Below are 22,380 nucleotides of genomic sequence, written 5' to 3' on the forward strand. Positions count from 1 at the left end.
GGATGACGACCGTGGGACCGAGCCGACCGACCGCCGCCCCGCGAGACGTCGCGATCCCCGACGAACCGCTCACCGCGGCGCTCGACCGGGCGGCGCAGCGATGGCCCGATCGGACCGCGGTCGACTTCCTCGGAGCGTCGACGACCTACGCGGAGCTGGCCGACGCCGTCGCACGCGGGGCACAGGTTCTGCTCGACCTCGGGGTCAAGCCCGGTGACCGGGTCGCCCTCGTGATGCCGAACTGCACGGGGCACGTCATCGCCTTCTACGCCGCCCTGCGGATCGGTGCCGTCGTCGTCGAGCACAACCCGACGTACACGACCGGCGAGCTCGCGCACCAGCTTGCCGACTCGGGCGCCGTCGTCGCGCTCGTGTGGGAGAAGGCCGTGCCGCGCGTCCTGGAGTCGCTGCCGCGGACCGCGCTCAAGGCCGTCGTCGCCGTCGACCTGTCCGCGGACCTGTCCCGCGGCAAGCGGCTCGCGCTGCGCCTCCCGGTGCCGAGTGCGCGTCGCGTGCGGGAGGCCATGTGCGGGAAGGTGCCGCCCGCCTTCCCGATGTGGCACCGGCTCGTCGCCAAGGCCACCGCGCTCGACCCGGCGCACCCCGCGCCGTCGGCGTCGGAGGTCGCGCTGCTCCAGTACACCGGCGGAACCACGGGCACGCCGAAGGGTGCGATGCTCACGCACCGCAACCTCGTCGCGAACGCCGTCCAGGGGCACGCGTGGACGGGCACCCAGCCGGGCACCGAGGTCGTCTACGGCGTGCTGCCGTTCTTCCACGCCTTCGGACTGACCTTGTGCCTCAGCTACGCGATCCGCGTCGGCGCCACCCTCGTCGCCTTCCCGTCCTTCGACCCCGAGCGCGTGCTCGACGCCCAGCGCCGCCTCCCGGGGACATTCCTGCCTGCCGTCCCGCCGATGCTCGACCGGCTCGCGGCCGCTGCCGAGACGTCGGGCGCGGACCTCACGTCGTTCCGGTACGCGATCTCCGGTGCGATGGCCCTCCCGGCGGCCACCGCGCAGAGGTGGGAGCAGGTGACGGGCGGCCTGGTGGTCGAGGGGTACGGCCTGACCGAGACCTCACCGGTCGCGCTGGGCAACCCGCTGACCGACGCGCGCCGCCCGGGCACGCTCGGTCTGCCGTTCCCGAGCACGAGCATCCGTGTGGCCGACGTCGCGGACGTCACCCGCGACGTCGAGCAGGGTGAGCGCGGTGAGCTGCTGATCCGGGGCCCGCAGGTCTTCGCCGGCTACTGGGGTCGGCCCGACGAGACCGCGGAGCAGCTCCTCGACGACGGCTGGCTGCGCACCGGCGACATCGTGACGGTCGACGAGACCGGCTGGGTGGAGCTGGTCGACCGCATCAAGGAGGTCATCGTCAGCGGAGGGTTCAAGGTCTACCCGTCGCAGGTCGAGGACCACCTGCGCACCATGCCGGGTGTGGCGGACGTCGCCGTCGTCGGGATCCCCGGGGGCGACCTCGGAGAGACCGTCGTGGCCGCGATCGTGCTCGAGCCGGGTGGCGGTGGGGTGGACCTCGACGCCGTGCGTGCGTGGGGCGAGCGGCACCTGGCGCGTTACGCCCTGCCACGTCGGCTGGTCGTCCTCGACGAGCTGCCGCGGTCGCAGGTGGGCAAGGTCCTGCGGCGCGTCGTCCGGGAGTCGGTGCTCGCGGGCTGAGGCTCACCAGCCGCGGCTGCGCCACTCCGGCAGCTGCGCTCGTTCGGCGCCCAGCGTCGTGTCGCGGCCGTGGCCCGGGTAGATCCACGTGTCGTCGTCGAACCGGTCGAAGACGCGTTCCACCACGTCCCGGTACAGCTGCTCGAACGCCTCCGGGCCCTGCGTCGCACCGACCCCGCCCGGGAACAACGAGTCGCCGGTGAACAGGTGCGCGCGACCGCCCGGCTCGCGGTAGGCGAGCGCGACCGAGCCGGGGGTGTGGCCCCGCAGCGCGACGACCGTCAGGGTCGCGTTCCCCACCCGGACCGTGTCACCGTCGTGGAGGCGCTGCGTCACGGCGATGTCCGTGGCCTCGGCGATGGCGTCGGCGTCGTCCGCGCCGGCCGCGACCCGCGCCCCGGTGACGGCGACCACCGACGCCAGTGCCCGGCTGTGGTCCGCGTGCCGGTGGGTGGTCACCACCAGGTCGAGCTGGGTCGTGCCCTCCTGCAGCAGCGCGAGGAGGCGGTCGGGGTCGTCGGCGGCGTCGACCAGCAGCTGGGCGCCGACGACCCGGCAGGTCAGCAGGTAGGTGTTGTTCTGCATCGGCCCGACGGCGGTCTTGCGGATCTCGAGCTCGTCGAGCATCCGCAGGTCGCTGGGACCGCCCACGCGCACGTCGCCGGTGTACGTCATCGGGCTTGTCGCTCCAGGGCGAGGTCGTGGCTGTGCACCGCACGGACGAGCGCGAGGTGTGACAGTGCCTGCGGCACGTTGCCGGCCATCCGACCGCCGACGGGGTCGTACTGCTCCGCCAGCAGACCGACGTCGTTGGCCAGACCGACGAGGATGTCGAGGACCTTCGTCGATCCCTCGACGTCATCGGTGCGGGCGAGGGCGTCGGCGAGCCAGAACGAGCAGGCGAGGAACGCGTGCTCGTCGCCGGCGAGGCCGTCGTCCGTGTGCTCCGTCCGGTAGCGGAGCAGCAGGCCGGGGGCGATCTCCAGCTCAGCGCGGATCGCCGCGAGGGTCGAGAGGACCCGCGGGTCGTCCGGCGGCAGGAAGCCCACCTGCGCGATCTGCAGCAGGGAGGCGTCGGTGTGCTCGGCTCCGTACGACTGCACGAACGTGTTTCGTGCCGCGTTCCAGCCGTACGCCAGGACGTCCGCGTGGATGGCGTCCCGCTCCGCGCGCCAGCGGTCCACCGGCGCATCCAGGCCGTGCTTCTCGGCGGCCCGCACCGCGCGGTCGACAGCCGCCCAGGCCATCACCTTCGAGTGCGTGAAGTGGCGCGGATCGCCCCGGACCTCCCAGATGCCGCGGTCGGGCCGCCGCCACCGCCCGAGCAGGTCGTCGACGAGGTGCCGCTGGAGCGACCAGGAGTCGTCCGTCTCGCGCAGTCCCGCCTCGCGCGCGAGCTCCAGGGCGCACATCACCTCGCCGAGCACGTCGTTCTGCACCTGGCCGACGGCTGCGTTCCCGACGCGGACCGGTCGCGACCCTGCGTAGCCCGCCAGGTGGTCGAGCTCGCGCTCGGGCAGGTGACGACCGCCGTCGACGCGGTACATGATCTGCAGGTCCGACGACCGGCCGGCCACGGCGCGCAGCAGCCAGTCCCGCCACTCCGTCGCCTCCCCGCGGTACCCGTGCTCGAGCAGCGCCTCCAGCGTCATCGCGGCGTCGCGCAGCCAGCAGTACCGGTAGTCCCAGTTGCGCTCGCCGCCGAAGTCCTCGGGCAGGGACGTCGTGGCGGCGGCGACGATGCCGCCGGTCTCCGAGTCGGTCAGCAGGCGCAGGACGAGCAGCGACCGGATGACGGCCTCCCGGTACGAGCCCTCGTACGCGCAGCCGCGGGCCCACAGGCCCCAGCTGATCCGGGTGCTGTCGATCCGGTCCGCGATCGTCAGGCGCGGCGGCACCGGGTCCCAGGACCGGGTCCACGTCAGCGCCAGCTCCACCGACTCGCCCTCGTGCAGCGTGAACCGGTCGGCGTGCCGGTGGTCGATCGGCCGGGGCAGCCGGTCGCCGCGCAGCAGCAGCGAGTCCGGGCCGGCGATCGCCTGGATCGCGTCGTCCCCGGCGTCGTCCGTGATGTGCCGCACCCACGGCACGACGGCGCCGTACCCGAAGCGCACGACCCACTCGTGCTCGACCTCGACGCTGCCTCGGGTGCAGACGAGCCGGCGCACCAGGTCGGCGCGGCCGTCGTTGAGCGGCATGGTGTCCTGCGCTACGGCGGTGCCGTCGGGCGTCTGGTAGGTCGTCTCGAGCACGAACGACGTGTCGAGGTAGCGGCGGGTGACGGTCGTCGCGTCCCGGACCGTGAGGAGCCAGCGACCGTTGTCCGGCGTGCCGAGCAGGCGGGCGAAGCTGGCGGCCGAGTCGAACGTGGGCAGGCAGAGCCAGTCGATCGAGCCGCGCAGGGAGACGAGCGCTGCGGTCTTCCCGTCCCCGAGGACGGCGTAGTCCTCGACGGGCACCAGCGGGGGGTCGACGACGGCGTCAGGTCTCTCCACGAGCCGAGCATGACTCGACCCCGGGACGGCGGCACCTCGACGCGATGTGGGTTCGCTCACGTCGAACAGATGTGCGATTGTCAGTGGGGCCACGTAGACTCCCCGCGTGAACGAACGACTGGTGGTGCAGGGCGCCCGCGAGCACAACCTCCGCAACGTCGACCTCGATCTCCCGCGTGACAAGCTCATCGTGTTCACCGGTCTGTCCGGGTCCGGGAAGTCGTCGCTGGCCTTCGACACCATCTTCGCGGAGGGTCAGCGGCGGTACGTCGAGTCGCTCTCCGCGTACGCGCGGCAGTTCCTCGGGCAGATGGACAAGCCCGACGTCGACTTCATCGAAGGCCTCTCGCCGGCCGTGTCCATCGACCAGAAGTCGACCAACCGCAACCCCCGGTCGACGGTCGGCACCATCACCGAGGTCTACGACTACCTGCGGCTCCTCTACGCGCGAGCGGGCACGCAGTACTGCCCGATCTGCGGCGAGCGCGTCACCGCACAGACGCCCCAGCAGATCGTGGACCGGCTGCTCGAGCTGCCGGAGGGCACCCGGTACCAGGTCCTCGCGCCCGTCGTCCGCGGCCGCAAGGGCGAGTACGCCGACCTGTTCAAGGAGCTGCAGAGCAAGGGCTTCGCGCGCGCCCGGGTGGACGGCGAGGTCGTCCAGCTCACCGAGCCCCCGACGCTCGAGAAGAAGCTCAAGCACGACATCGAGGTGGTCATCGACCGCCTGGTCTCCCGCGAGGGTGTCAAGCGCCGCCTGACCGACTCGGTGGAGACCGCGCTCGGGCTGGCGGGCGGCCTGCTCGTCGTCGAGCTGGTGGACGCCGACATCGACGACCTCAACCGTGAGCGGCGGTTCTCCGAGCACCGGGCGTGCCCGAACGACCACGTGCTGACGCTCGACGAGATCGAGCCCCGCACGTTCTCGTTCAACGCGCCGTACGGCGCCTGCCCGGAGTGCACCGGCATCGGGTCCCGCCTCGAGGTGGACCCGGACCTGGTGGTACCCGACGAGGACCTCTCGCTCGACGACGGTGCGATCGCCCCGTGGTCGCAGATCTCCAGCGAGTACTTCGCGCGTGTGCTCAGCGCCCTGGCCTCGGACATGGGCTTCTCGACGTCCGTGCCGTGGCGGGCGCTCCCGCAGCGGGCCAAGGACGCGGTCCTGCACGGCCAGAACCACGAGGTGAAGGTCCGGTACAAGAACCGCTGGGGTCGCGAGCGGCAGTACTCGACAGGGTTCGAGGGCGTCATCACGTTCCTCGAGCGGCGGCACACCGAGACGGACTCGGACTGGAGCAAGGAGAAGTACGAGGCCTTCATGCGCGAGGTCCCGTGCCCGGTGTGCGAGGGTGCGCGGCTCAAGCCCGAGGTGCTCGCGGTGCGGGTCGGCGGGAAGTCGATCGCCGAGGTCTGCACGCTGCCCATCCGCGAGGCGCGCGCGTTCCTCGACGGCCTGGAGCTGGGGGAGCGGGAGCGCGCGATCGCCGCGCAGGTGCTCAAGGAGATCCAGGCACGGCTCGGCTTCCTGCTCGACGTCGGCCTCGACTACCTCTCGCTGACCCGGCCGGCGGCCACGCTGTCCGGCGGTGAGGCCCAGCGCATCCGGCTCGCCACCCAGATCGGCTCCGGCCTCGTCGGGGTGCTCTACGTCCTCGACGAGCCCAGCATCGGCCTGCACCAGCGGGACAACCGCCGCCTGATCGACACGCTCACGCGCCTGCGGGACCTCGGCAACACGCTGATCGTCGTCGAGCACGACGAGGACACCATCCGCACGGCGGACTGGATCGTCGACATCGGACCGGGTGCCGGCGAGCACGGCGGCCGCGTGGTCCACTCCGGCGACCTGGCGGGGCTGCTGTCGTCCGCCGAGTCGGTGACGGGCGCCTACCTGTCCGGTCGACGTTCCATCCCGATGCCGCAGATCCGTCGGCCGATCGACACGACCCGTCAGCTCACGGTCGTCGGCGCACGGGAGCACAACCTGCAGGGCATCGACGTGACGTTCCCGCTGGGCGTGCTCACCGCCGTCACCGGGGTGTCCGGGTCCGGGAAGTCGACCCTGGTCAACGCGATCCTGTACACGGTGCTCGCCAACGAGCTCAACGGGGCGCGTCAGGTGGCCGGCCGGCACAAGCGCGTGACCGGCCTGGAGCACCTCGACAAGGTCGTGCACGTCGACCAGGGCCCGATCGGCCGCACCCCTCGGTCGAACCCCGCCACGTACACCGGGGTCTGGGACCACGTCCGCCGCCTGTTCGCGGAGACCACCGAGGCGAAGGTCCGCGGGTACACGCCGGGCAGGTTCTCGTTCAACGTCAAGGGCGGCCGCTGCGAGGCCTGCTCCGGCGACGGCACCCTGAAGATCGAGATGAACTTCCTCCCGGACGTCTACGTCCCGTGCGAGGTGTGCCACGGCGCGCGCTACAACCGCGAGACGCTCGAGGTGCACTTCAAGGGCAAGACCGTCGCCGACGTGCTGAACATGCCGATCGAGGAGGCCGCGGAGTTCTTCGCCGCCGTCCCCGCGATCTCCCGGCACCTGCGGACGTTGGTCGACGTCGGGCTCGGGTACGTGCGGCTCGGCCAGCCTGCTCCGACGCTCTCGGGCGGCGAGGCGCAGCGCGTGAAGCTCGCGGCGGAGCTGCAGCGGCGCTCGACCGGCCGGACGATCTACGTCCTGGACGAGCCGACCACCGGCCTGCACTTCGAGGACATCCGCAAGCTGCTCGGGGTGCTCCAGTCGCTGGTGGACAAGGGCAACTCCGTCATCGTGATCGAGCACAACCTCGACGTGATCAAGAACGCCGACTGGGTCATCGACATGGGACCCGAGGGCGGCAGCGGCGGCGGGCTCGTCATCGCGGAAGGGACGCCGGAGCACATCGCCTCCGTCGAGGCGAGCCACACCGGCCGGTTCCTCGCCGAGGTGCTCGAGCCGGAGCCCCAGCCTGTGAAGCGCAAGCGTGCCGTCAAGCAGCCGATCCCGGCCTAGCGGTCACGTGCGCCTACCGACGGCCGGTGCGGACCGGGTGACGTGCTAGCGCGAGACGGACTGCGCCGTGCGTACCGGGACGGGCTCGTGCCGGACGGGGAAGTTCACCGACCGCGCGATGAAGCAGTGCTCGTGGGCCTGGTGGTGGATGCCGGCGAGCACGCCGTCGGTGATCGCGGCGCCCGTCGGCAGGTGAGCGCCCGCCGCCACGGTCACGCGGGGACGCAGCACGACCTCGCGGAACTGCCCCTGCCCCGCGGCCTCGATCCGCATGGTGCCCACCGCCTGGTCCTCGTAGGCCACCACGACGATGCCGGCCGCGGAGGCGAGGTGCAGGAACCAGAGCATGTGGCACTGCGCCAGCGCGCTGACCAGCAGCTCCTCGGGGTTGTACCGCGTCGGGTCGCCGCGGAACGCCGGATCCGACGAGCCCAGCAACGGCGGCTTCGAGCCGATCCTGACCTCGTGGTCGCGGCTGTACGCGGTGTAGCTGGAGGTGCCGGTCCGGCCGGCGCCGGTCCAGGTGACGTCGACGGAGTACGTGTGGAGGGGGCCCATCCGCCCACGGTAGCGGCGTCTGTCGGCCCCTGTGCGGTCCGTGGCGTCGGCGGCGCGAACTACGCTCGAGAACATGGCTGATCCCGCCACGTACCGGCCCGCGCCGGGCGAGATCCCCGACTCGCCAGGGGTCTACCGCTTCCGCGACGAGCACGGCCGCGTCATCTACGTCGGCAAGGCCAAGAGCCTGCGCTCCCGCCTGTCCAGCTACTTCCAGGACCTGTCCGGGCTGCACCAGCGGACCCAGCAGATGGTCACGACGGCCGCGTCGGTGCAGTGGACGGTGGTCGGCACCGAGGTCGAGGCGCTGGCGCTGGAGTACTCCTGGATCAAGGAGTTCGACCCGCGGTTCAACGTGAAGTACCGCGATGACAAGTCCTACCCATACCTCGCGGTGACCCTGGCCGACGAGTTCCCGCGCATCCAGGTGATGCGGGGCGCCAAGCGCAAGGGCACGCGCTACTTCGGTCCGTACGCGCACGCGTGGGCGATCCGGGAGACCGTCGACCTGCTGCTGCGCGTGTTCCCGGTGCGGACCTGCTCGGCGGGGGTGTTCAAGCGGGCGCACCAGCAGGGCCGGCCGTGCCTGCTCGGCTACATCGACAAGTGCTCGGCTCCCTGCGTCGGGCGGATCTCACCGGACGACCACCACCAGCTCGCGATGGACTTCTGCGACTTCATGGCCGGCGACACCGCCAAGTTCACGCGCCGGCTGACCGTCCGCATGAAGGAGGCCGCCTCGGAACTGGACTACGAGCGGGCGGCGCGGCTGCGGGACGACATCGCGACGCTCGAACGGGCCACCGAGAAGAACGCGGTCGTGCTGGCGGACGGGACGGACGCGGACATCTTCGCCCTGGCCGGCGACGAGCTCGAGGCCGCGGTGCAGGTCTTCCACGTGCGCGACGGGCGCATCCGGGGGCAGCGCGGCTGGGTCGTGGAGAAGGTGGAGGACATCACCGACGCCGAGCTGGTCGAGCACCTGCTCCAGCAGATCTACGGAAGCGAGGCGGAGGCGGGCGGCCGTGCTGAAGGAGCAGGAGCCGGGTCGTCGGCGGTGCCGCGCGAGGTGCTCGTGCCGGTGCTTCCACCGGACGTCGACCAGGTGCAGGCGTGGCTGACCGGCCTGCGCGGCAGCAGGGTGTCGGTGCGCATCCCGCAGCGCGGGGACAAGCGCGAGCTCGCCGCGACCGTGCACCGCAACGCCGAGCACGCGCTGGTGCTGCACCGCACCCGACGAGCGGGGGACCTCACCACCCGCAGCCAGGCGCTGCAGGAGATCCAGGAGGCGCTCGACCTGCCGTCGGCACCGCTGCGGATCGAGTGCTACGACGTGTCGCACAACCAGGGGACGTACCAGTCGGCGTCCATGGTGGTGTTCGAGGACGGCCTCGCCCGAAAGAGCGAGTACCGCCTGTTCACCATCCGCGGGCCCGAGGGCCAGGGCGCCCGCGACGACACCGCGGCGATGCACGAGGTGATCACCCGGCGGTTCCGGCGCTATCTGGCGGAGCGGTCGGACGCGCGTGACGTCGAGCTGGGCATCGGCGAGGACGACGACGGCCAGCCGCTGCGGTCGGGACCCATCGACGAGGTGACCGGCAAGCCGGTGCGGTTCGCGTACCCGCCGAACCTCGTCGTCGTCGACGGCGGCCCGCCCCAGGTCGCCGCGGCGAAGGCCGCGATGGCGGAGCTCGGGATCGACGACGTCGCGCTCGTCGGGCTGGCCAAGCGGCTGGAGGAGGTCTGGCTGCCGGGGGAGGAGTACCCGGTGATCCTGCAGCGCAGCTCGGAGGGGCTGTACCTCCTCCAGCGGCTGCGCGACGAGGCCCACCGGTTCGCCATCACCGCGCACCGCAAGCGCCGGAGCAAGGGCATGACGACGTCGGTGCTCGACGGCGTCCCGGGGCTCGGACCTGCCCGTCAGGCTGCGCTGCTACGGCACTTCGGGTCGGTCAAGCGGCTGCGCGCCGCGTCGGTGGAGGAGATCGCGTCGGTGCAGGGCATGGGGGACCGGACGGCGGCGGCGGTCGTCGCCGCGCTGGCTGCCCCGGGAGTGGCGACCGACCCGGTACCCGAGTCGGCTGGCATGCTGGAGGCATGAGCGACGAGCCTTCGCCGATCACGGTGCCCGCCGGGATCCCTGCCCTCGAGGCGGCCACGGAAGCACCCCACCTGAGCCAGCCGCAGGTCCTGATCATCACCGGCATGTCCGGGGCGGGTCGCACCCGGGCGGCCGCGGTGCTGGAGGACCTCGACTGGTACGTCATCGACAACCTGCCGGCCCAGATGCTCACGCACCTGGTCGGGATGCTGACCAGCGGGCCCGCGGGTGCGCGCGCGCAACGGCTCGCGGCCGTGATCGACGTCCGCGGGCGCGAGTTCTTCCGGGACCTCGCACCTGTGCTGGCCGGGCTGCGGGAGTCCGGGGTGGAGTACCGCATCCTGTTCCTCGACGCGTCGGACGAGGTCCTGGTCCGCCGGTTCGAGCAGGTCCGTCGGCCGCACCCCCTGCAGGGTCAGGGGCGCATCCTCGACGGCATCGCGGAGGAGCGCGCCATCCTCGCCGACCTGCGGGAGCGCGCCGACACGCTCATCGACACCTCCGAGCTGAACGTGCACGACCTCGCGCGGGAGGTCCGGGCGGTGGTCGCGAGCGGCGCCGAGGACGCGCTGCGGATCTCGATCGTGTCGTTCGGGTTCAAGTACGGGATCCCGCTGGACGCCGACCACGTCGTCGACATGCGGTTCCTGTCCAACCCCTACTGGATCACCGAGCTGCGGCACCTGACGGGTCGCGACGCCCCCGTGCGCGACTACGTCCTCGGCCTGCCGGGTGCGGTCACGTTCATCGACCGCTACGTCGACACGCTCGAGCCGGTGCTGGCCGGGTACCTCAACGAGGAGAAGCGCTACGTGACGATCGCCGTGGGCTGCACCGGCGGCAAGCACCGCTCGGTCGCCGTCAGCGAGGCGATCGCCGCGAGGTTGCGGGAGCGAGGGCACCTCGTGGCCGTGTCGGCCCGCGACCTCGGCAAGGAATGAGGGCGGTCGCGCCGGCGGTCGTCGCCCTCGGTGGTGGGCACGGCCTGTCGGCGTCGCTGTCCGCGCTGCGCCTGATGACGGACCGGATCACCGCGGTGGTCACCGTCGCGGACGACGGGGGCTCGTCCGGCCGGCTCCGCAACGAGCTCGGGGTCCTGCCACCGGGGGACCTGCGGATGGCGCTCTCGGCGCTGTGCGACGACTCCGACTGGGGCCGGACCTGGCGTGACGTGCTCCAGCACCGCTTCAGCTCGTCGGGGGACCTGGACCAGCACGCGGTCGGCAACCTGCTGATCGTGGCGCTGTGGGAGCTGCTCGGGGACACGGTCGAGGGTCTCGACTGGGTGGGCAGGCTGCTGGGCGCGCGTGGACGTGTCCTGCCGATGGCGGCCGTCCCGCTGCGCATCGAGGCGGACGTCGTCGACGCGGCGGGAACGGCCACCTGCGTCGTCGGGCAGAGCGCCGTCGCGGTCACCACCGGGACGATCTCGCAGGTCCGCCTGGAACCGTCCGACCCGCCCGCCTGCCCGGAGGCCGTCTCGGCGATCGAGGCAGCGGACTGGGTCGTGCTCGGACCGGGGTCCTGGTACACGTCCGTGCTGCCGCACCTGCTCGTCCCCGGGCTGCGGGACGCGCTGCACCGCACGAGCGCGCGGACGATCGTGACGCTCAACCTCGCGTCGGGTGAATCGGGGGAGACCGCGGGCATGCGGGCGGACCAGTACCTGGAGGTCCTGCACACGCACGCACCGGAGCTGCGGGTCGACGCCGTCGTCGCGGACCCGACGGCCGTCGAGGACGTCGCAGCGCTCGCCGCGCGGTGCGCGGACCTGGGGGCCCGTCTCCTGCTGCGGCAGGTCAGCCGCGGTGACGGGACCCCGCGACACGACCCGCTGCGGCTCGCCGGGGCCTACTCGGACGTGCTCGACGGGTTTCTCGGGGACGTCGGCAGGCGCGAGAAGCCACCCGAGTAGGTGACCAGTCCGGTCCCGGACACGTGTCCCGCAATGGCAGGATGCACCCCATGGCGTTGACGGCACAGGTGAAGGACGAGCTCGCCCGTCTGAAGGTGGACAAGACGTCCTCACGGAAGGCCGAGGTCTCGGCCACCCTGAGGTTCGCCGGGGGGCTGCACATCATCTCGGGTCGGATCGTCATCGAGGCAGAGCTGGACACGGGCATCGCGGCCCGCCGGCTCCGGCAGGCGATCGCGGAGGTCTACGGGCACGAGAGCGAGATCATCGTCGTGTCCGGCGGCGGTCTGCGCCGCGGCAGCCGGTACGTCGTCCGGGTGGTGAAGGACGGCGAGTCCCTGGCCCGGCAGACGGGTCTGCTGGACAACCGGGGGCGCCCGGTGCGCGGGTTGCCGCCTCAGGTGGTGTCCGCCGGGGTGGCGGAGGCCGAGGCCGCGTGGCGTGGTGCGTTCCTCGCGCACGGGTCCCTCACCGAGCCCGGCAGGTCGTCGGCCCTCGAGGTCACCTGCCCGGGTCCGGAAGCGGCGCTCGCGCTCGTCGGAGCTGCGCGACGGCTCGGGATCGCGGCGAAGGCACGCGAGGTGCGCGGCATCGACCGTGTCGTCATCCGCGACGGTGACGCGATCAGCGCGATGCTCGCCCGGCTGGGCGCGCACGAGACGATGCTCGTCTGGGAGGAGCGCCGCGTCCGGCGCGAGGTCCGCGGCACGGCCAACCGCCTGGCGAACTTCGACGACGCCAACCTGCGCAGGTCCGCGCGCGCCGCTGTGGCGGCCGGTGCGCGGGTCGAGCGGGCGTTCGAGATCCTGGGCGACGAGCTCCCCGAGCACCTGCGTGAGGCGGGGGAGCTGCGCCTGGCGCACAAGGAGGCGTCGCTGGAGGAGCTCGGCAAGCTCGCCGAGCCCACGCTGACCAAGGACGCGGTCGCGGGCCGGATCCGGCGTCTGCTGGCGACCGCGGACAAGCGTGCGGTCGAGCTGGGCATCCCCGACACCGAAGCCGGTCTGAGCCCCGACCTGCTCGACCTCTGACGGAGCCGGGACCTTCGTCCTGACTCCGTGGACGCTGTCCGCGTGACCGTCGTCACGGGTATAGGCTCGGGTCATCCGACCGCCTGACGTGCGTCCGTGCTGTGCACGGGAGCCGGTGAGACGGTTGGAACGCACAGCGGCGTGCGTGACCCCATCACCAAAATGTGTGCGCCGACCCCCCGTCGGCGCTGCCGAGGAGGGCAAGTGACCATCCGCGTCGGTATCAACGGCTTCGGCCGTATCGGGCGTAACTTCTACCGGGCCATTCTGGACTCCGGTGCCGACATCGAGATCGTCGGCGTGAACGACCTCACGGACAACAAGACGCTCGCGCACCTGCTCAAGTACGACACCGTGCTGGGCCGTTTCCCGCTGAGCGTGGCTTTCGACGACGAGAACATCATCGTCGACGGCAAGCCGATCCGTGCCCTGGCGGAGCGGAACCCCGCTGACCTGCCGTGGGCCGAGCTGGGCGCCGACATCGTCATCGAGTCGACCGGCTTCTTCACCGACGCGACCAAGGCCAAGGCGCACATCGACGCCGGTGCCAAGAAGGTCATCATCTCCGCGCCCGCCTCCAACGAGGACGGCACGTTCGTCGTCGGCGTCAACCACGAGCAGTACGACGCCGCGACGCAGCACATCATCTCCAACGCGTCGTGCACGACGAACTGCCTGGCCCCCGTGGCCAAGGCGCTCAACGACGCCATCGGCATCGAGCGTGGCCTCATGACCACGATCCACGCCTACACGGGTGACCAGAACCTCCAGGACGGGCCCCACAAGGACCTGCGTCGTGCGCGCGCCGCCGCCGCGAACATCGTCCCCACCTCGACCGGTGCGGCCAAGGCCGTGGCGCTCGTGCTCCCGGAGCTGAAGGGCAAGCTCGACGGCTTCGCGCTGCGCGTCCCCGTCATCACGGGCTCGGCCACGGACCTCACGTTCACGGCCTCGCGCGAGGTCACGGTCGACGAGGTCAACGCTGCGGTCAAGGCCGCTGCCGAGGGTCCGCTCAAGGGCATCCTCGAGTACGTCGAGGACGACATCGTGTCCTCCGACATCGTGACCAACCCGCACCAGAGCATCTTCGACTCCAAGCTCACCAAGGTGAGCGGTGACCTGGTCAAGATCATCGCCTGGTACGACAACGAGTGGGGCTACTCGAACAGCCTCGTCGCGCTCACCAAGTACGTCGGCGAGCGTCTCTGACGGTCTCGTTGCACCAGTCGTGACGGTCATGCGTCCGCGTGCGCCCCGGCCCCTGTGGCCCCGGCGCACGCGGACGCAGCCGTGTCAGCCCCTGCTCGAGTCACGGGAAGAAGACGCATGAAGACCATCGAGGACCTCGGCGACCTGCGCGGCAAGCGCGTGCTCGTCCGCTCCGACTTCAACGTGCCGCTCGACGGCACCACCATCACGGACGACGGCCGCGTGCGCGCGGCCCTCCCGACGCTCCAGGCGCTCCTCTCCGCCGGTGCGCGCGTGGTCGTGACGGCCCACCTCGGCCGCCCCAAGGGCGCTCCGGAGGACAAGTACTCGCTCAAGCCCGTCGCGGACCGCCTCGCCGAGCTGCTCGGCCAGCCCGTCGCCCTGGCGACCGACGTCGTCGGAGACTCCGCCAAGGCCACCGTGGCCGGGCTGGGCGACGGCGAGATCGCGCTGCTGGAGAACATCCGGTTCGACGCCCGCGAGACGTCGAAGGTCGACGCCGAGCGTGCGGAGCTGGCCGGTGAGCTCGCCGAGCTCGCCGACGTGTTCGTGTCCGACGGCTTCGGTGTCGTGCACCGCAAGCAGGCGTCCGTCTACGACGTCGCGCAGGTGCTCCCGCACGCGGTCGGCACGCTCGTCCTCAAGGAGGTCGCGTCGCTGCGCAAGGCGACCGACGACCCGGCGCGGCCGTACGTGGTCGTGCTCGGCGGCTCCAAGGTGTCGGACAAGCTCGGCGTCATCGCGAACCTGCTGACCAAGGCGGACCGCCTGCTCATCGGCGGCGGCATGCTCTTCACGTTCCTCGCCGCCAAGGGCTACCCGGTGGGCAAGTCGCTCCTCGAGGAGGACCAGATCGAGACCGTCAAGGGCTACCTCGCCCAGGCGGAGGAGGCCGGTGTGGAGATCGTCCTGCCGACCGACATCGTGGTCGCGGACGAGTTCAAGGCCGACTCCCCGGCGCAGGTCGTCGCGGCCGACGCCATCCCCGACGGCAAGATCGGCCTCGACATCGGCCCCGACTCGAGCGCGCTGTTCGCGTCGAAGATCGTCGATGCCAAGACGGTCGTCTGGAACGGCCCGGCCGGCGTGTTCGAGTTCGAGGCGTTCTCCGGCGGCACCCGTGCCGTCGCGCAGGCGCTCGTCGACGCGGGCGCGAACGGCGGCTTCACGATCGTCGGCGGTGGCGACTCCGCCGCGGCCGTGCGCACGCTCGGCTTCGACGAGGCCGGGTTCGGACACATCTCGACCGGTGGTGGCGCGAGCCTCGAGTTCCTCGAGGGCAAGACGCTCCCCGGCATCGCGGTTCTGGAGGACTGATCGTGGCGACGCGTACCCCGCTGATGGCGGGCAACTGGAAGATGAACCTGGACCACCACCAGGCCACGCACACCGTGCAGAAGCTCGCGTGGACGCTCAAGGACGCGCGGCACGACTTCGCGGCCGTCGAGGTCTGCGTGCTGCCCCCCTTCACCGACCTGCGCAGCGTGCAGACGCTGGTCGACGCCGACAAGCTCGAGCTCGTCTACGGCGCGCAGGACGTCTCGGCGCACGCGTCGGGCGCGTACACCGGGGAGATCTCGCCACTGTTCCTGGCCAAGCTCGGCGTCACGTACGTCGCGATCGGCCACTCGGAGCGCCGCGAGTACCACAACGAGTCCGACGAGCTGATCAACGCCAAGGTGAAGTCGGCGCTCGGCGCGGGCATCACGCCGATCCTGTGCGTCGGGGAGGTGCTCGACGTCCGCAAGGCCGGTGAGCACGTCCCGCACACGCTCGCGCAGCTCGACGGCGCGCTGGCCGGCCTGACGGCCGCCCAGGTCGCCACGATCGTCGTCGCGTACGAGCCCGTCTGGGCGATCGGCACCGGCGAGACCGCGACGCCCGAGGACGCGCAGGAGCTGGCTGCGGCCATCCGTGCCCGCATCGCCGAGCTGTACGACGCCGAGACGGCCGACGCGGTCCGCGTGCTGTACGGCGGTTCGGTGAAGTCGTCGAACGTCGCGTCGATCATGGCCAAGCCGGACGTCGACGGTGCGCTCGTCGGCGGCGCGAGCCTGGACCCCGAGGAGTTCGCCGCGATCGCGCGGTACAAGTCGCACGCCGTCGGCCTCTGACCTGACCTCGACGTGCCCGGCAGGTTCCGGGGATCCTCCTGGAACCTGCCGGGGCACGGTGGTGGCTTATCGCCCCACTCGTCGCCTACCCTGTACCGCGGTCCACCGCAACGTCGCTGGCTCTACCGCCGTCGATGTGCCCGCCCAGTGAGGAACTACACCGACGTGACTGGCCTTCGTATCACCCTCCAGGTGCTGCTGGTGCTGACCAGCCTCCTTCTCGTCCCGCTCGTCCTGCTCCACAAGGGCAAGGGTGGTGGCTTGTCGGACATGTTCGGCGGTGGCATCACGAGCAGCGCGGGGAGCTCTGGCGTCGCGGAGCGGAACCTCAACCGCATCACGATCGGCACCGCCCTCGTCTGGACGGCGATCATCGTCCTGCTCGGTCTCATCGAGCGCACGGTCTGAGGGGCAGACGATGGCGAGCGGGAGCGCGATCAGGGGGTCGCGAGTCGGCGCAGGCCCGATGGGCGAGGCCGAGCGCGGTGACACGGCTCCGCGGATCTGGGTGTCGTACTGGTGCGCCAACGGCCACGAGACCCGCCCCAGCTTCGCCGAGGAGGCCGCGCTCGAGGCTCCGGTGACGTGGGACTGCCCCCGCTGCGGGTTCCCCGCCGGGCAGGACCAGGAGAACCCTCCGTCGCCCTCGAAGAACGAGCCGTACAAGACGCACCTCGCCTACGTGAAGGAGCGGCGCTCCGACGAGGACGGCGCCGCGATCCTCGACGAGGCACTGGCTGCACTGCGCGCCAAGCGCGGCGGCTGACCAGCTCCGTTCCGTGAGCGGCGAGAGCCCCCGGACCGACCCGCCGATCCTCTCGGTGATGCTCGCCGTGCCCGATGCCGGGGCGGCTGCGCGGTGGTACGCCCAGGCGATGGGCGCCACGACGTTGTGGGACGTCGGGGGCGTCGTCGGCCTCAGCATCGCCGGCGCGCCGTTCTTTCTCGGTCAGCCCGAGGGCGACACCTGGGACACCCCCGCGGGTCTGGGTGGCCGGAGCGTGCGCGTGGAGGTCTTCGTCGACGATCCGGACGCCTTCGTCGCCCGTGCGGTCACCGCAGGCGCGGACGGAACCGTCGACCCGGTCCGCGACCACCGGACGCCGTGGGGCGTGCACCGCCAGGGCGGCTTCATCGACCCGTTCGGGCACCTGTGGCTGGTCGGCGACCGGTCACCCCTGGCGCGGCACCCGCACGGCTGACACGAGCCTCAGTCGAGCACCCGCAGCAGGGCGAAGCCGTCGTGTCCTTTGGCACCGACCGTCTGCACCACCGTGGCGTCGTACCGGGGGTGGCGGGTGAGCAGCTCGACCATGGCGCGGACGCCCTGGACGCGCTCGTCGGCGTGGTCGGGCTGGATCACGGCACCGGCGCGGACCACGTTGTCGACGATGACGACCGAGCCCGGGTGGGTGAGCGCGAGCGTCTGCTCCAGGTAGCGGGGGATCGACTGCTTGTCGGCATCGATGAAGACGAGGTCGTACGGCTCGGTCTCCTCCGCGATCAGCCTGTCGAGCGTGTCCGCCGCAGGCCCGACGAGCACGTCCACGACCTCCCCGACACCCGCCTGGGTGAGCGAGTCGGTCGCGGTGCGCGCGTGCTGGGGCTCGAGCTCGAGCGTCGTCAGGCGGCCTCCGTCGGGGAGCGCGCGCGCGAGCCAGAGCGTGCTGTAGCCGCCGAGCGTGCCGATCTCCAGGATCCGGCGTGCTCCGGTCGCCTGAGCCAGCAGGTGGAGAAGCTTGCCCTGGTTGGCGGCGACGGCGATGTCCGGCAGCCCGCCGGCGGTCGCGGCGTGCCGCGTGTCGACCAGGGCGGCGTCCTCGGGCGCGAGGACGGAGAAGTAGTGGTCGACGTGGGTCCAGAGCTCGGGACCGGTCTCGGGAGCTGCCGGGAAGGCCGCGGGGGTCGTCGAGAGCGCGGCGGGCGTTCCCAGCGTCTCGGTCGCCGCGATGTCGACCAGCCAGAGCGTCCGCTCGGTGCCGATCGCGCCCGCCGCCGGGGTCGTGTCGACCGGGGCGCCACGGAGCGCGGAGGCGACCGCCTGCGCCTTCTCCGCACCGGCGGCGACGACCCAGACCTCGCGGGCACCACGGATCGCGTCGTAGGTGAGCGAGACCCGCTCGGGCGGTGGCTTGGGGGAGCCGTGCACACCGACCGTCGGGCGGCCGGTGACCGTGAGCGCCTCGTGGCCCGGGAAGAGCGAGGCGACGTGCCCGTCCGGGCCCATGCCGAGCAGCAGCACGTCGAAGGCGGGGGAGCCCGCCTCCGCGAAGGTGTCTGCGTAGGCGTCGGCGGCTGCCTCAGGCGTCGGGACGTCGTCGCTCGGCGCGGGGACCGGGTGCACGTTCTCGGCCGGCAGCGCCTCGCCGAGCGCGTCGATGAGGGCGCTGCGTGCCTGGGTCTCGTTGCGGTCCGGGTCCCCCTCGGGCAGGAACCGCTCGTCGCCCCACCACAGGTGCACGCCGGACCAGTCGACCGCGTCCCGCACCGGGCTGGCCGCGACGGCCGCGAGGGACGCGATCCCCACCGTGCCGCCGGTGAGGACGACGTGGACGGGGGAGCGGTGCGACTGGACGTCGACCAGGTGCGTGAGCAGCCGCGCGGCGACGGACTCGGCGAGGACCCGGGCGTCCGGGTGGACGACCACGTCGCGGGTCATGCGTCGATCCTCGTGAGGCCCTTCTGCAGCACCTCGCCGTAGACCTCGTCCGCGTCGAGCCGCCGCAGCTCCTCCGCCAGGCACTCGCGCAGCTGGCGGATGGGGAGGGCGATGCGGTGCTCCGGCTGGTCGGGCTGCCGCAGGGCCGCCGTCTTGCCGTCGGGCCGGTCGAGCACGATGTCGCCGGACGCGCGCTCGAGGCGGACCTGGGTGATCGCCGGTGCGTCCTTGATCCGCTCGATCTCGACCGGGCACTTCAGCGCGTACGCCAGCCACGCCGCCATCAGGTCGACGGACGGGTGCGTGCTCTCGCCGGCGACCACGGCCTTGGTCACCTGCTCGTACGGAGGCTGGTCGAGCGTGGCCGCGATGAGGCCGCGCCACAGGGTCGCGCGCGTCCAGGCCAGGTCGGTGTCACCGTCGTGGTGCGAGGCCGCCAGCGAGCGGAGGGCCGCGTTCGGACGTGCGCACTGCGTCGTGTCCGTGATCCGCCGGGTAGCCATGCGCCCGAGGGGGTGCTCGGCGGGGTTGTCCGGGATCTCGTAGGGCCACCACGTGACGATGGGCGCGTCGGGGAGCAGGAGCGGGATCACCAGGGTGTCGAGGTGTCGCTCCAGCTGCCCGGACGGCCGCAGGACGAGCACCTCGCTGGCCCCGGCGTCGCCGCCGAGCCGGATCTGCGCGTCGAGGTTCGAGGCCCGGTCCTTGGTGTCGTTCGCGATGACGATGACGCGGCACGGGTGCTCGCGGCTGGCGTCGTTCGCGGCGTCGATCGCCTCGTCCGGGTCCCGGTCACCCACCGAGATGATGAGGGTGAGGACGCGTCCGAGGGCGATCGCGCCGCCCTCGTCGCGCTCCTTGAGGAGCCGCTTGTTGATGTCCCGCGTCGTCGTGTCGGGCATCTCGATGATCATGGCCGTCTCCAGACTCGCCCGTCGCGGGCCATCATCTTCTCCGCCGACTCCGGACCCCAGGTGCCGGAGCGGTACTCCTCGGGCTTGCCCTTGCCGGCCCAGTACTCGGTGATCGGGTCGAGCACCTTCCAGGACAGCTCGACCTCCTCGTGCCGGGGGAAGAGCGGCGGGTCACCGAGCAGCACGTCGAGGATCAGACGCTCGTACGCCTCGGGCGACGACTCCGTGAACGCGTGGCCGTAGCCGAAGTCCATCGTGACGTCGCGGACCTCCATCGCGGTCCCCGGCACCTTCGCGCCGAACCGCAGCGTCACGCCCTCGTCGGGCTGCACACGGATCACCAGGGCGTTCTTGCCGAGCTCCTCCGTGGCCGTCGACTCGAACGGCAGGTGGGGAGCGCGCTTGAACACCACGGCGATCTCCGTGACACGACGTCCCAGACGCTTGCCGGTGCGCAGGTAGAACGGCACCCCGGCCCAGCGGCGGTTGTCGATGTCGACGCGGATCGCGGCGAACGTCTCGGTGGTGGACTCCGGGTTGAAGCCTTCCTCCTCGAGGTAGCCGACGACCTTCTCGCCGCCCTGCCACCCGGCCGCGTACTGCCCGCGGGCGGTGTGCTTGCCGATGTCGCGAGGCAGGCGGACGGCCGACAGCACCTTGATCTTCTCGGCGGTCAGGCTGGAGGCCTCGAACGACGCCGGCTCCTCCATCGCCGTGAGGGCGAGGAGCTGGAGCAGGTGGTTCTGGATGACGTCACGGGCCGCGCCGATGCCGTCGTAGTACCCCGCGCGGCCGCCGATGCCGATGTCCTCGGCCATGGTGATCTGGACGTGGTCGACGTAGTTGGCGTTCCAGATGGGCTCGTACAGCTGGTTCGCGAAGCGCAGGGCCAGCAGGTTCTGGACCGTCTCCTTGCCGAGGTAGTGGTCGATCCGGAAGATGTCGTCCGGCCGGAACACGCTCGAGACGATGTCGTTCAGCTCCCGCGCGCTGGCCAGGTCGTGGCCGAACGGCTTCTCGATGACCACCCGGCGCCAGGTGCCGTCCTGAGGCTGCGAGAGTCCCGAGCGCGCGAGCTGCTTGCACACGACCGGGAAGGCGCTCGGCGGCACGGACAGGTAGAACGCGTGGTTCCCGCCGGTCCCGCGCGACGCGTCGAGCTCCTCGACCGTGTCCCGGAGCCGGTCGAAGGCGTCGTCGTCGTCGAACGTGCCCTGGACGAACCGGATGCCCTCGGAGAGCTGGCGCCACGTCGCCTCGCGGAACGGCGTGCGGGCGTGCTCCTTGACCGAGTCGTGCACGATCTGCTCGAAGTCCTGCCGGGCCCAGTCACGCCGGGCGAACCCGGTGAGCGCGAAGCCGGGCGGGAGCAGGCCGCGGTTGGTGAGGTCGTACACCGCGGGCATGAGCTTCTTGCGGGCCAGGTCGCCCGTGACCCCGAAGATGACCAGACCGCAGGGCCCGGCGATCCGGGGCAGGCGGCGGTCGCGGGGGTCGCGCAGCGGGTTGTGCCCGGCGGACACCTTGCTCGGGCTCATCTGCGGTCCCCGGTGTCGTTCTGACGGGCGGCGTCGATGAGGCCGCCGGCGACGGTGTCGAGCAGCTCGCCCCAGCTCGCCGTGAACTTGTCCACGCCCTCGACCTCCAGCTGCTCGGTGACCTCGTCGATGTCGATGCCGAGCTCCCGCAGGCCGGCAATGACGGCCTCCGACTCCTCGCGCGTGCCCGTGACCGTGTCCGTGCCGTCGCCGCCATGGTCCGCGACCGCGTTCAACGTCGCCTCGGGCATGGTGTTGACGACGCCCGCGACGACGAGCTCGTCGACGTACAGCGTGTCGGGGTACGCCTTGTCCTTGACGCCGGTGGACGCCCAGAGCGGCCGCTGCGGGTGCGCACCGGCCGCGGACAGCGCCTTCCAGCGATCGTCGGCGACGACCTCCTGGTAGAGCCCGTACGCGAGGCGCGCGTTGGCGATCGCCGCCTTCCCGCGCAGCGCTGCGGCCTCGGGGGTGCCGAGGGCATCGAGCCGCGGGTCGATCGCCGCGTCCACGCGTGACACGAAGAAGGACGCCACCGACTCGATCGGCGCCAGGTCGTGCCCGTTCGCCCGGGCCTGCTCCAGTCCGGTCTGGAACGCCTCGAGGACGGCTCCGTACCGCTCGAGCGAGAAGATCAGCGTGACGTTGACGCTGATCCCCTCGGCGAGGACGGCGGTGATCGCCGGCAGCCCTTCGCGGGTGGCGGGGATCTTGATGAAGACGTTCGGCCGGTCGACCGTCGACCAGAGCGACTTCGCGGACGCGACCGTGCCGTCCGTGTCCTTGGCCAGCCGGGGGTCGACCTCGATCGAGACCCGGCCGTCCACGCCGTCAGTGGCGTCGTAGACGGGACGCAGGACGTCCGCCGCCTGCCGCACGTCGTCCGTGGTGATGCGGAAGACCGCCTCGTCCACGTCGGCGCCGCCAGCCGCGAGCTCGCGCAGCTGCTCGTCGTAGGCGTCACCCTTCGACAGCGCGCTCGCGAAGATGGACGGGTTCGTCGTCACGCCCACGACGCCCTTCGCCCCGACGAGCTCGGCGAGGTTCCCCGTGCGCAGGCGTTCGCGCGAGAGGTCGTCGAGCCAGATCGCGACGCCGGCGTCAGCCAGCCGTGCCAGAGGGGTGCTGCTCGGTGCCATGGTGGATCCCCTTCTCCTGCGCGTCGG

Annotated in this window: 19 protein-coding genes; 12 read left to right on the top strand and 7 right to left on the bottom strand. The window is 71.7% G+C overall.

Annotation, left to right across the window (positions count from 1 at the left end; translation table 11 throughout):
- Positions 1 to 2 precede the first annotated feature (2 nt).
- Entirely contained in the window at positions 3 to 1,679 is a 1,677-nt protein-coding gene (locus ASF78_RS01000) for an AMP-binding protein (RefSeq protein ID WP_056583830.1), read from the top strand.
- A 3-nt stretch (positions 1,680 to 1,682) separates the two neighbouring features.
- Here the strand turns inward: ASF78_RS01000 and ASF78_RS01005 are convergent, their stop codons facing one another.
- The gene (locus ASF78_RS01005; protein ID WP_056583833.1) at positions 1,683 to 2,354 is read right to left on the bottom strand and encodes an MBL fold metallo-hydrolase; all 672 of its coding nucleotides are present in this window, start codon (positions 2,352 to 2,354) and stop codon (positions 1,683 to 1,685) included.
- Positions 2,351 to 4,174 (bottom strand): glycoside hydrolase family 15 protein, encoded by a 1,824-nt coding sequence (locus ASF78_RS01010; protein WP_056583836.1) that lies wholly within the window; start codon positions 4,172 to 4,174, stop codon positions 2,351 to 2,353. The genes ASF78_RS01005 and ASF78_RS01010 overlap by 4 nt, the downstream gene beginning before the upstream one ends.
- Positions 4,175 to 4,280: 106 nt before the next feature.
- On the opposite strand from ASF78_RS01010, the gene uvrA reads away from it, so the two are divergent.
- The gene (gene uvrA, locus ASF78_RS01015; protein WP_056583840.1) at positions 4,281 to 7,172 is read left to right on the top strand and encodes an excinuclease ABC subunit UvrA; all 2,892 of its coding nucleotides are present in this window, start codon (positions 4,281 to 4,283) and stop codon (positions 7,170 to 7,172) included.
- Positions 7,173 to 7,217: 45 nt separating this feature from the next.
- Here uvrA and ASF78_RS01020 read toward each other — a convergent pair whose 3' ends face one another.
- Complete coding sequence (locus ASF78_RS01020; protein ID WP_056583842.1) at positions 7,218 to 7,730, bottom strand: OsmC family protein; 513 nt, start codon at positions 7,728 to 7,730, stop codon at positions 7,218 to 7,220.
- A 73-nt stretch (positions 7,731 to 7,803) separates the two neighbouring features.
- Between ASF78_RS01020 and uvrC the strand changes: the two genes are divergently transcribed.
- From uvrC to ASF78_RS01070, 10 genes are all read left to right on the top strand, one after another.
- Positions 7,804 to 9,834, top strand: a complete 2,031-nt coding sequence (gene uvrC / locus ASF78_RS01025; RefSeq protein ID WP_056583843.1) for an excinuclease ABC subunit UvrC — start codon at positions 7,804 to 7,806, stop codon at positions 9,832 to 9,834.
- A complete protein-coding gene (gene rapZ, locus ASF78_RS01030) occupies positions 9,831 to 10,775 on the top strand; it encodes an RNase adapter RapZ (protein ID WP_056583844.1) in 945 nt (314 codons plus the stop codon). Before uvrC ends, rapZ begins: the two co-directional genes overlap by 4 nt.
- Positions 10,772 to 11,749, top strand: a complete 978-nt coding sequence (gene yvcK, locus ASF78_RS01035; RefSeq protein WP_056583845.1) for a uridine diphosphate-N-acetylglucosamine-binding protein YvcK — start codon at positions 10,772 to 10,774, stop codon at positions 11,747 to 11,749. The genes rapZ and yvcK overlap by 4 nt, the downstream gene beginning before the upstream one ends.
- A 50-nt stretch (positions 11,750 to 11,799) precedes the next feature.
- Entirely contained in the window at positions 11,800 to 12,780 is a 981-nt protein-coding gene (gene whiA / locus ASF78_RS01040; protein WP_056583846.1) for a DNA-binding protein WhiA, read from the top strand.
- Positions 12,781 to 12,984: 204 nt separating this feature from the next.
- Positions 12,985 to 13,989 carry a type I glyceraldehyde-3-phosphate dehydrogenase gene (gene gap / locus ASF78_RS01045; RefSeq protein WP_056583847.1) on the top strand — a complete coding sequence of 335 codons (1,005 nt, stop codon included), beginning with the start codon at positions 12,985 to 12,987 and terminating at the stop codon, positions 13,987 to 13,989.
- Between the two features lie 117 nt (positions 13,990 to 14,106).
- Positions 14,107 to 15,306 (top strand): phosphoglycerate kinase, encoded by a 1,200-nt coding sequence (gene pgk, locus ASF78_RS01050; RefSeq protein WP_056583848.1) that lies wholly within the window; start codon positions 14,107 to 14,109, stop codon positions 15,304 to 15,306.
- Between the two features lie 2 nt (positions 15,307 to 15,308).
- Positions 15,309 to 16,103: a triose-phosphate isomerase gene (tpiA, locus tag ASF78_RS01055; RefSeq protein WP_056583850.1), complete on the top strand. Its 795-nt coding sequence runs from the start codon at positions 15,309 to 15,311 to the stop codon at positions 16,101 to 16,103.
- Between the two features lie 165 nt (positions 16,104 to 16,268).
- Positions 16,269 to 16,511: a preprotein translocase subunit SecG gene (secG, locus tag ASF78_RS01060; RefSeq protein WP_056587873.1), complete on the top strand. Its 243-nt coding sequence runs from the start codon at positions 16,269 to 16,271 to the stop codon at positions 16,509 to 16,511.
- A 10-nt stretch (positions 16,512 to 16,521) separates the two neighbouring features.
- Positions 16,522 to 16,869: an RNA polymerase-binding protein RbpA gene (locus ASF78_RS01065; protein WP_055914815.1), complete on the top strand. Its 348-nt coding sequence runs from the start codon at positions 16,522 to 16,524 to the stop codon at positions 16,867 to 16,869.
- A 13-nt stretch (positions 16,870 to 16,882) separates the two neighbouring features.
- Entirely contained in the window at positions 16,883 to 17,305 is a 423-nt protein-coding gene (locus ASF78_RS01070) for a glyoxalase/bleomycin resistance/extradiol dioxygenase family protein (protein WP_056583853.1), read from the top strand.
- Between the two features lie 8 nt (positions 17,306 to 17,313).
- On the opposite strand, the gene pgl is transcribed toward ASF78_RS01070, so the two are convergent.
- The 4 genes from pgl to tal are packed head-to-tail and all read right to left on the bottom strand — an operon-like array spanning position 17,314 to position 22,353.
- Complete coding sequence (gene pgl, locus ASF78_RS23345; protein WP_056583855.1) at positions 17,314 to 18,762, bottom strand: 6-phosphogluconolactonase; 1,449 nt, start codon at positions 18,760 to 18,762, stop codon at positions 17,314 to 17,316.
- Positions 18,759 to 19,676, bottom strand: coding sequence for a glucose-6-phosphate dehydrogenase assembly protein OpcA (locus ASF78_RS01080; RefSeq protein WP_056583858.1), 918 nt, complete (start codon positions 19,674 to 19,676; stop codon positions 18,759 to 18,761). Before ASF78_RS01080 ends, pgl begins: the two co-directional genes overlap by 4 nt.
- Positions 19,673 to 21,214, bottom strand: coding sequence for a glucose-6-phosphate dehydrogenase (gene zwf, locus ASF78_RS01085; RefSeq protein WP_056583860.1), 1,542 nt, complete (start codon positions 21,212 to 21,214; stop codon positions 19,673 to 19,675). Before zwf ends, ASF78_RS01080 begins: the two co-directional genes overlap by 4 nt.
- The gene (tal, locus tag ASF78_RS01090) at positions 21,211 to 22,353 is read right to left on the bottom strand and encodes a transaldolase (protein WP_056583863.1); all 1,143 of its coding nucleotides are present in this window, start codon (positions 22,351 to 22,353) and stop codon (positions 21,211 to 21,213) included. Before tal ends, zwf begins: the two co-directional genes overlap by 4 nt.
- Between the last annotated feature and the right edge of the window lie 27 nt (positions 22,354 to 22,380).

Source organism: Cellulomonas sp. Leaf334, assembly GCF_001424195.1.
In the GTDB taxonomy this organism is placed as follows: Bacteria; Actinomycetota; Actinomycetes; order Actinomycetales; family Cellulomonadaceae; genus Cellulomonas.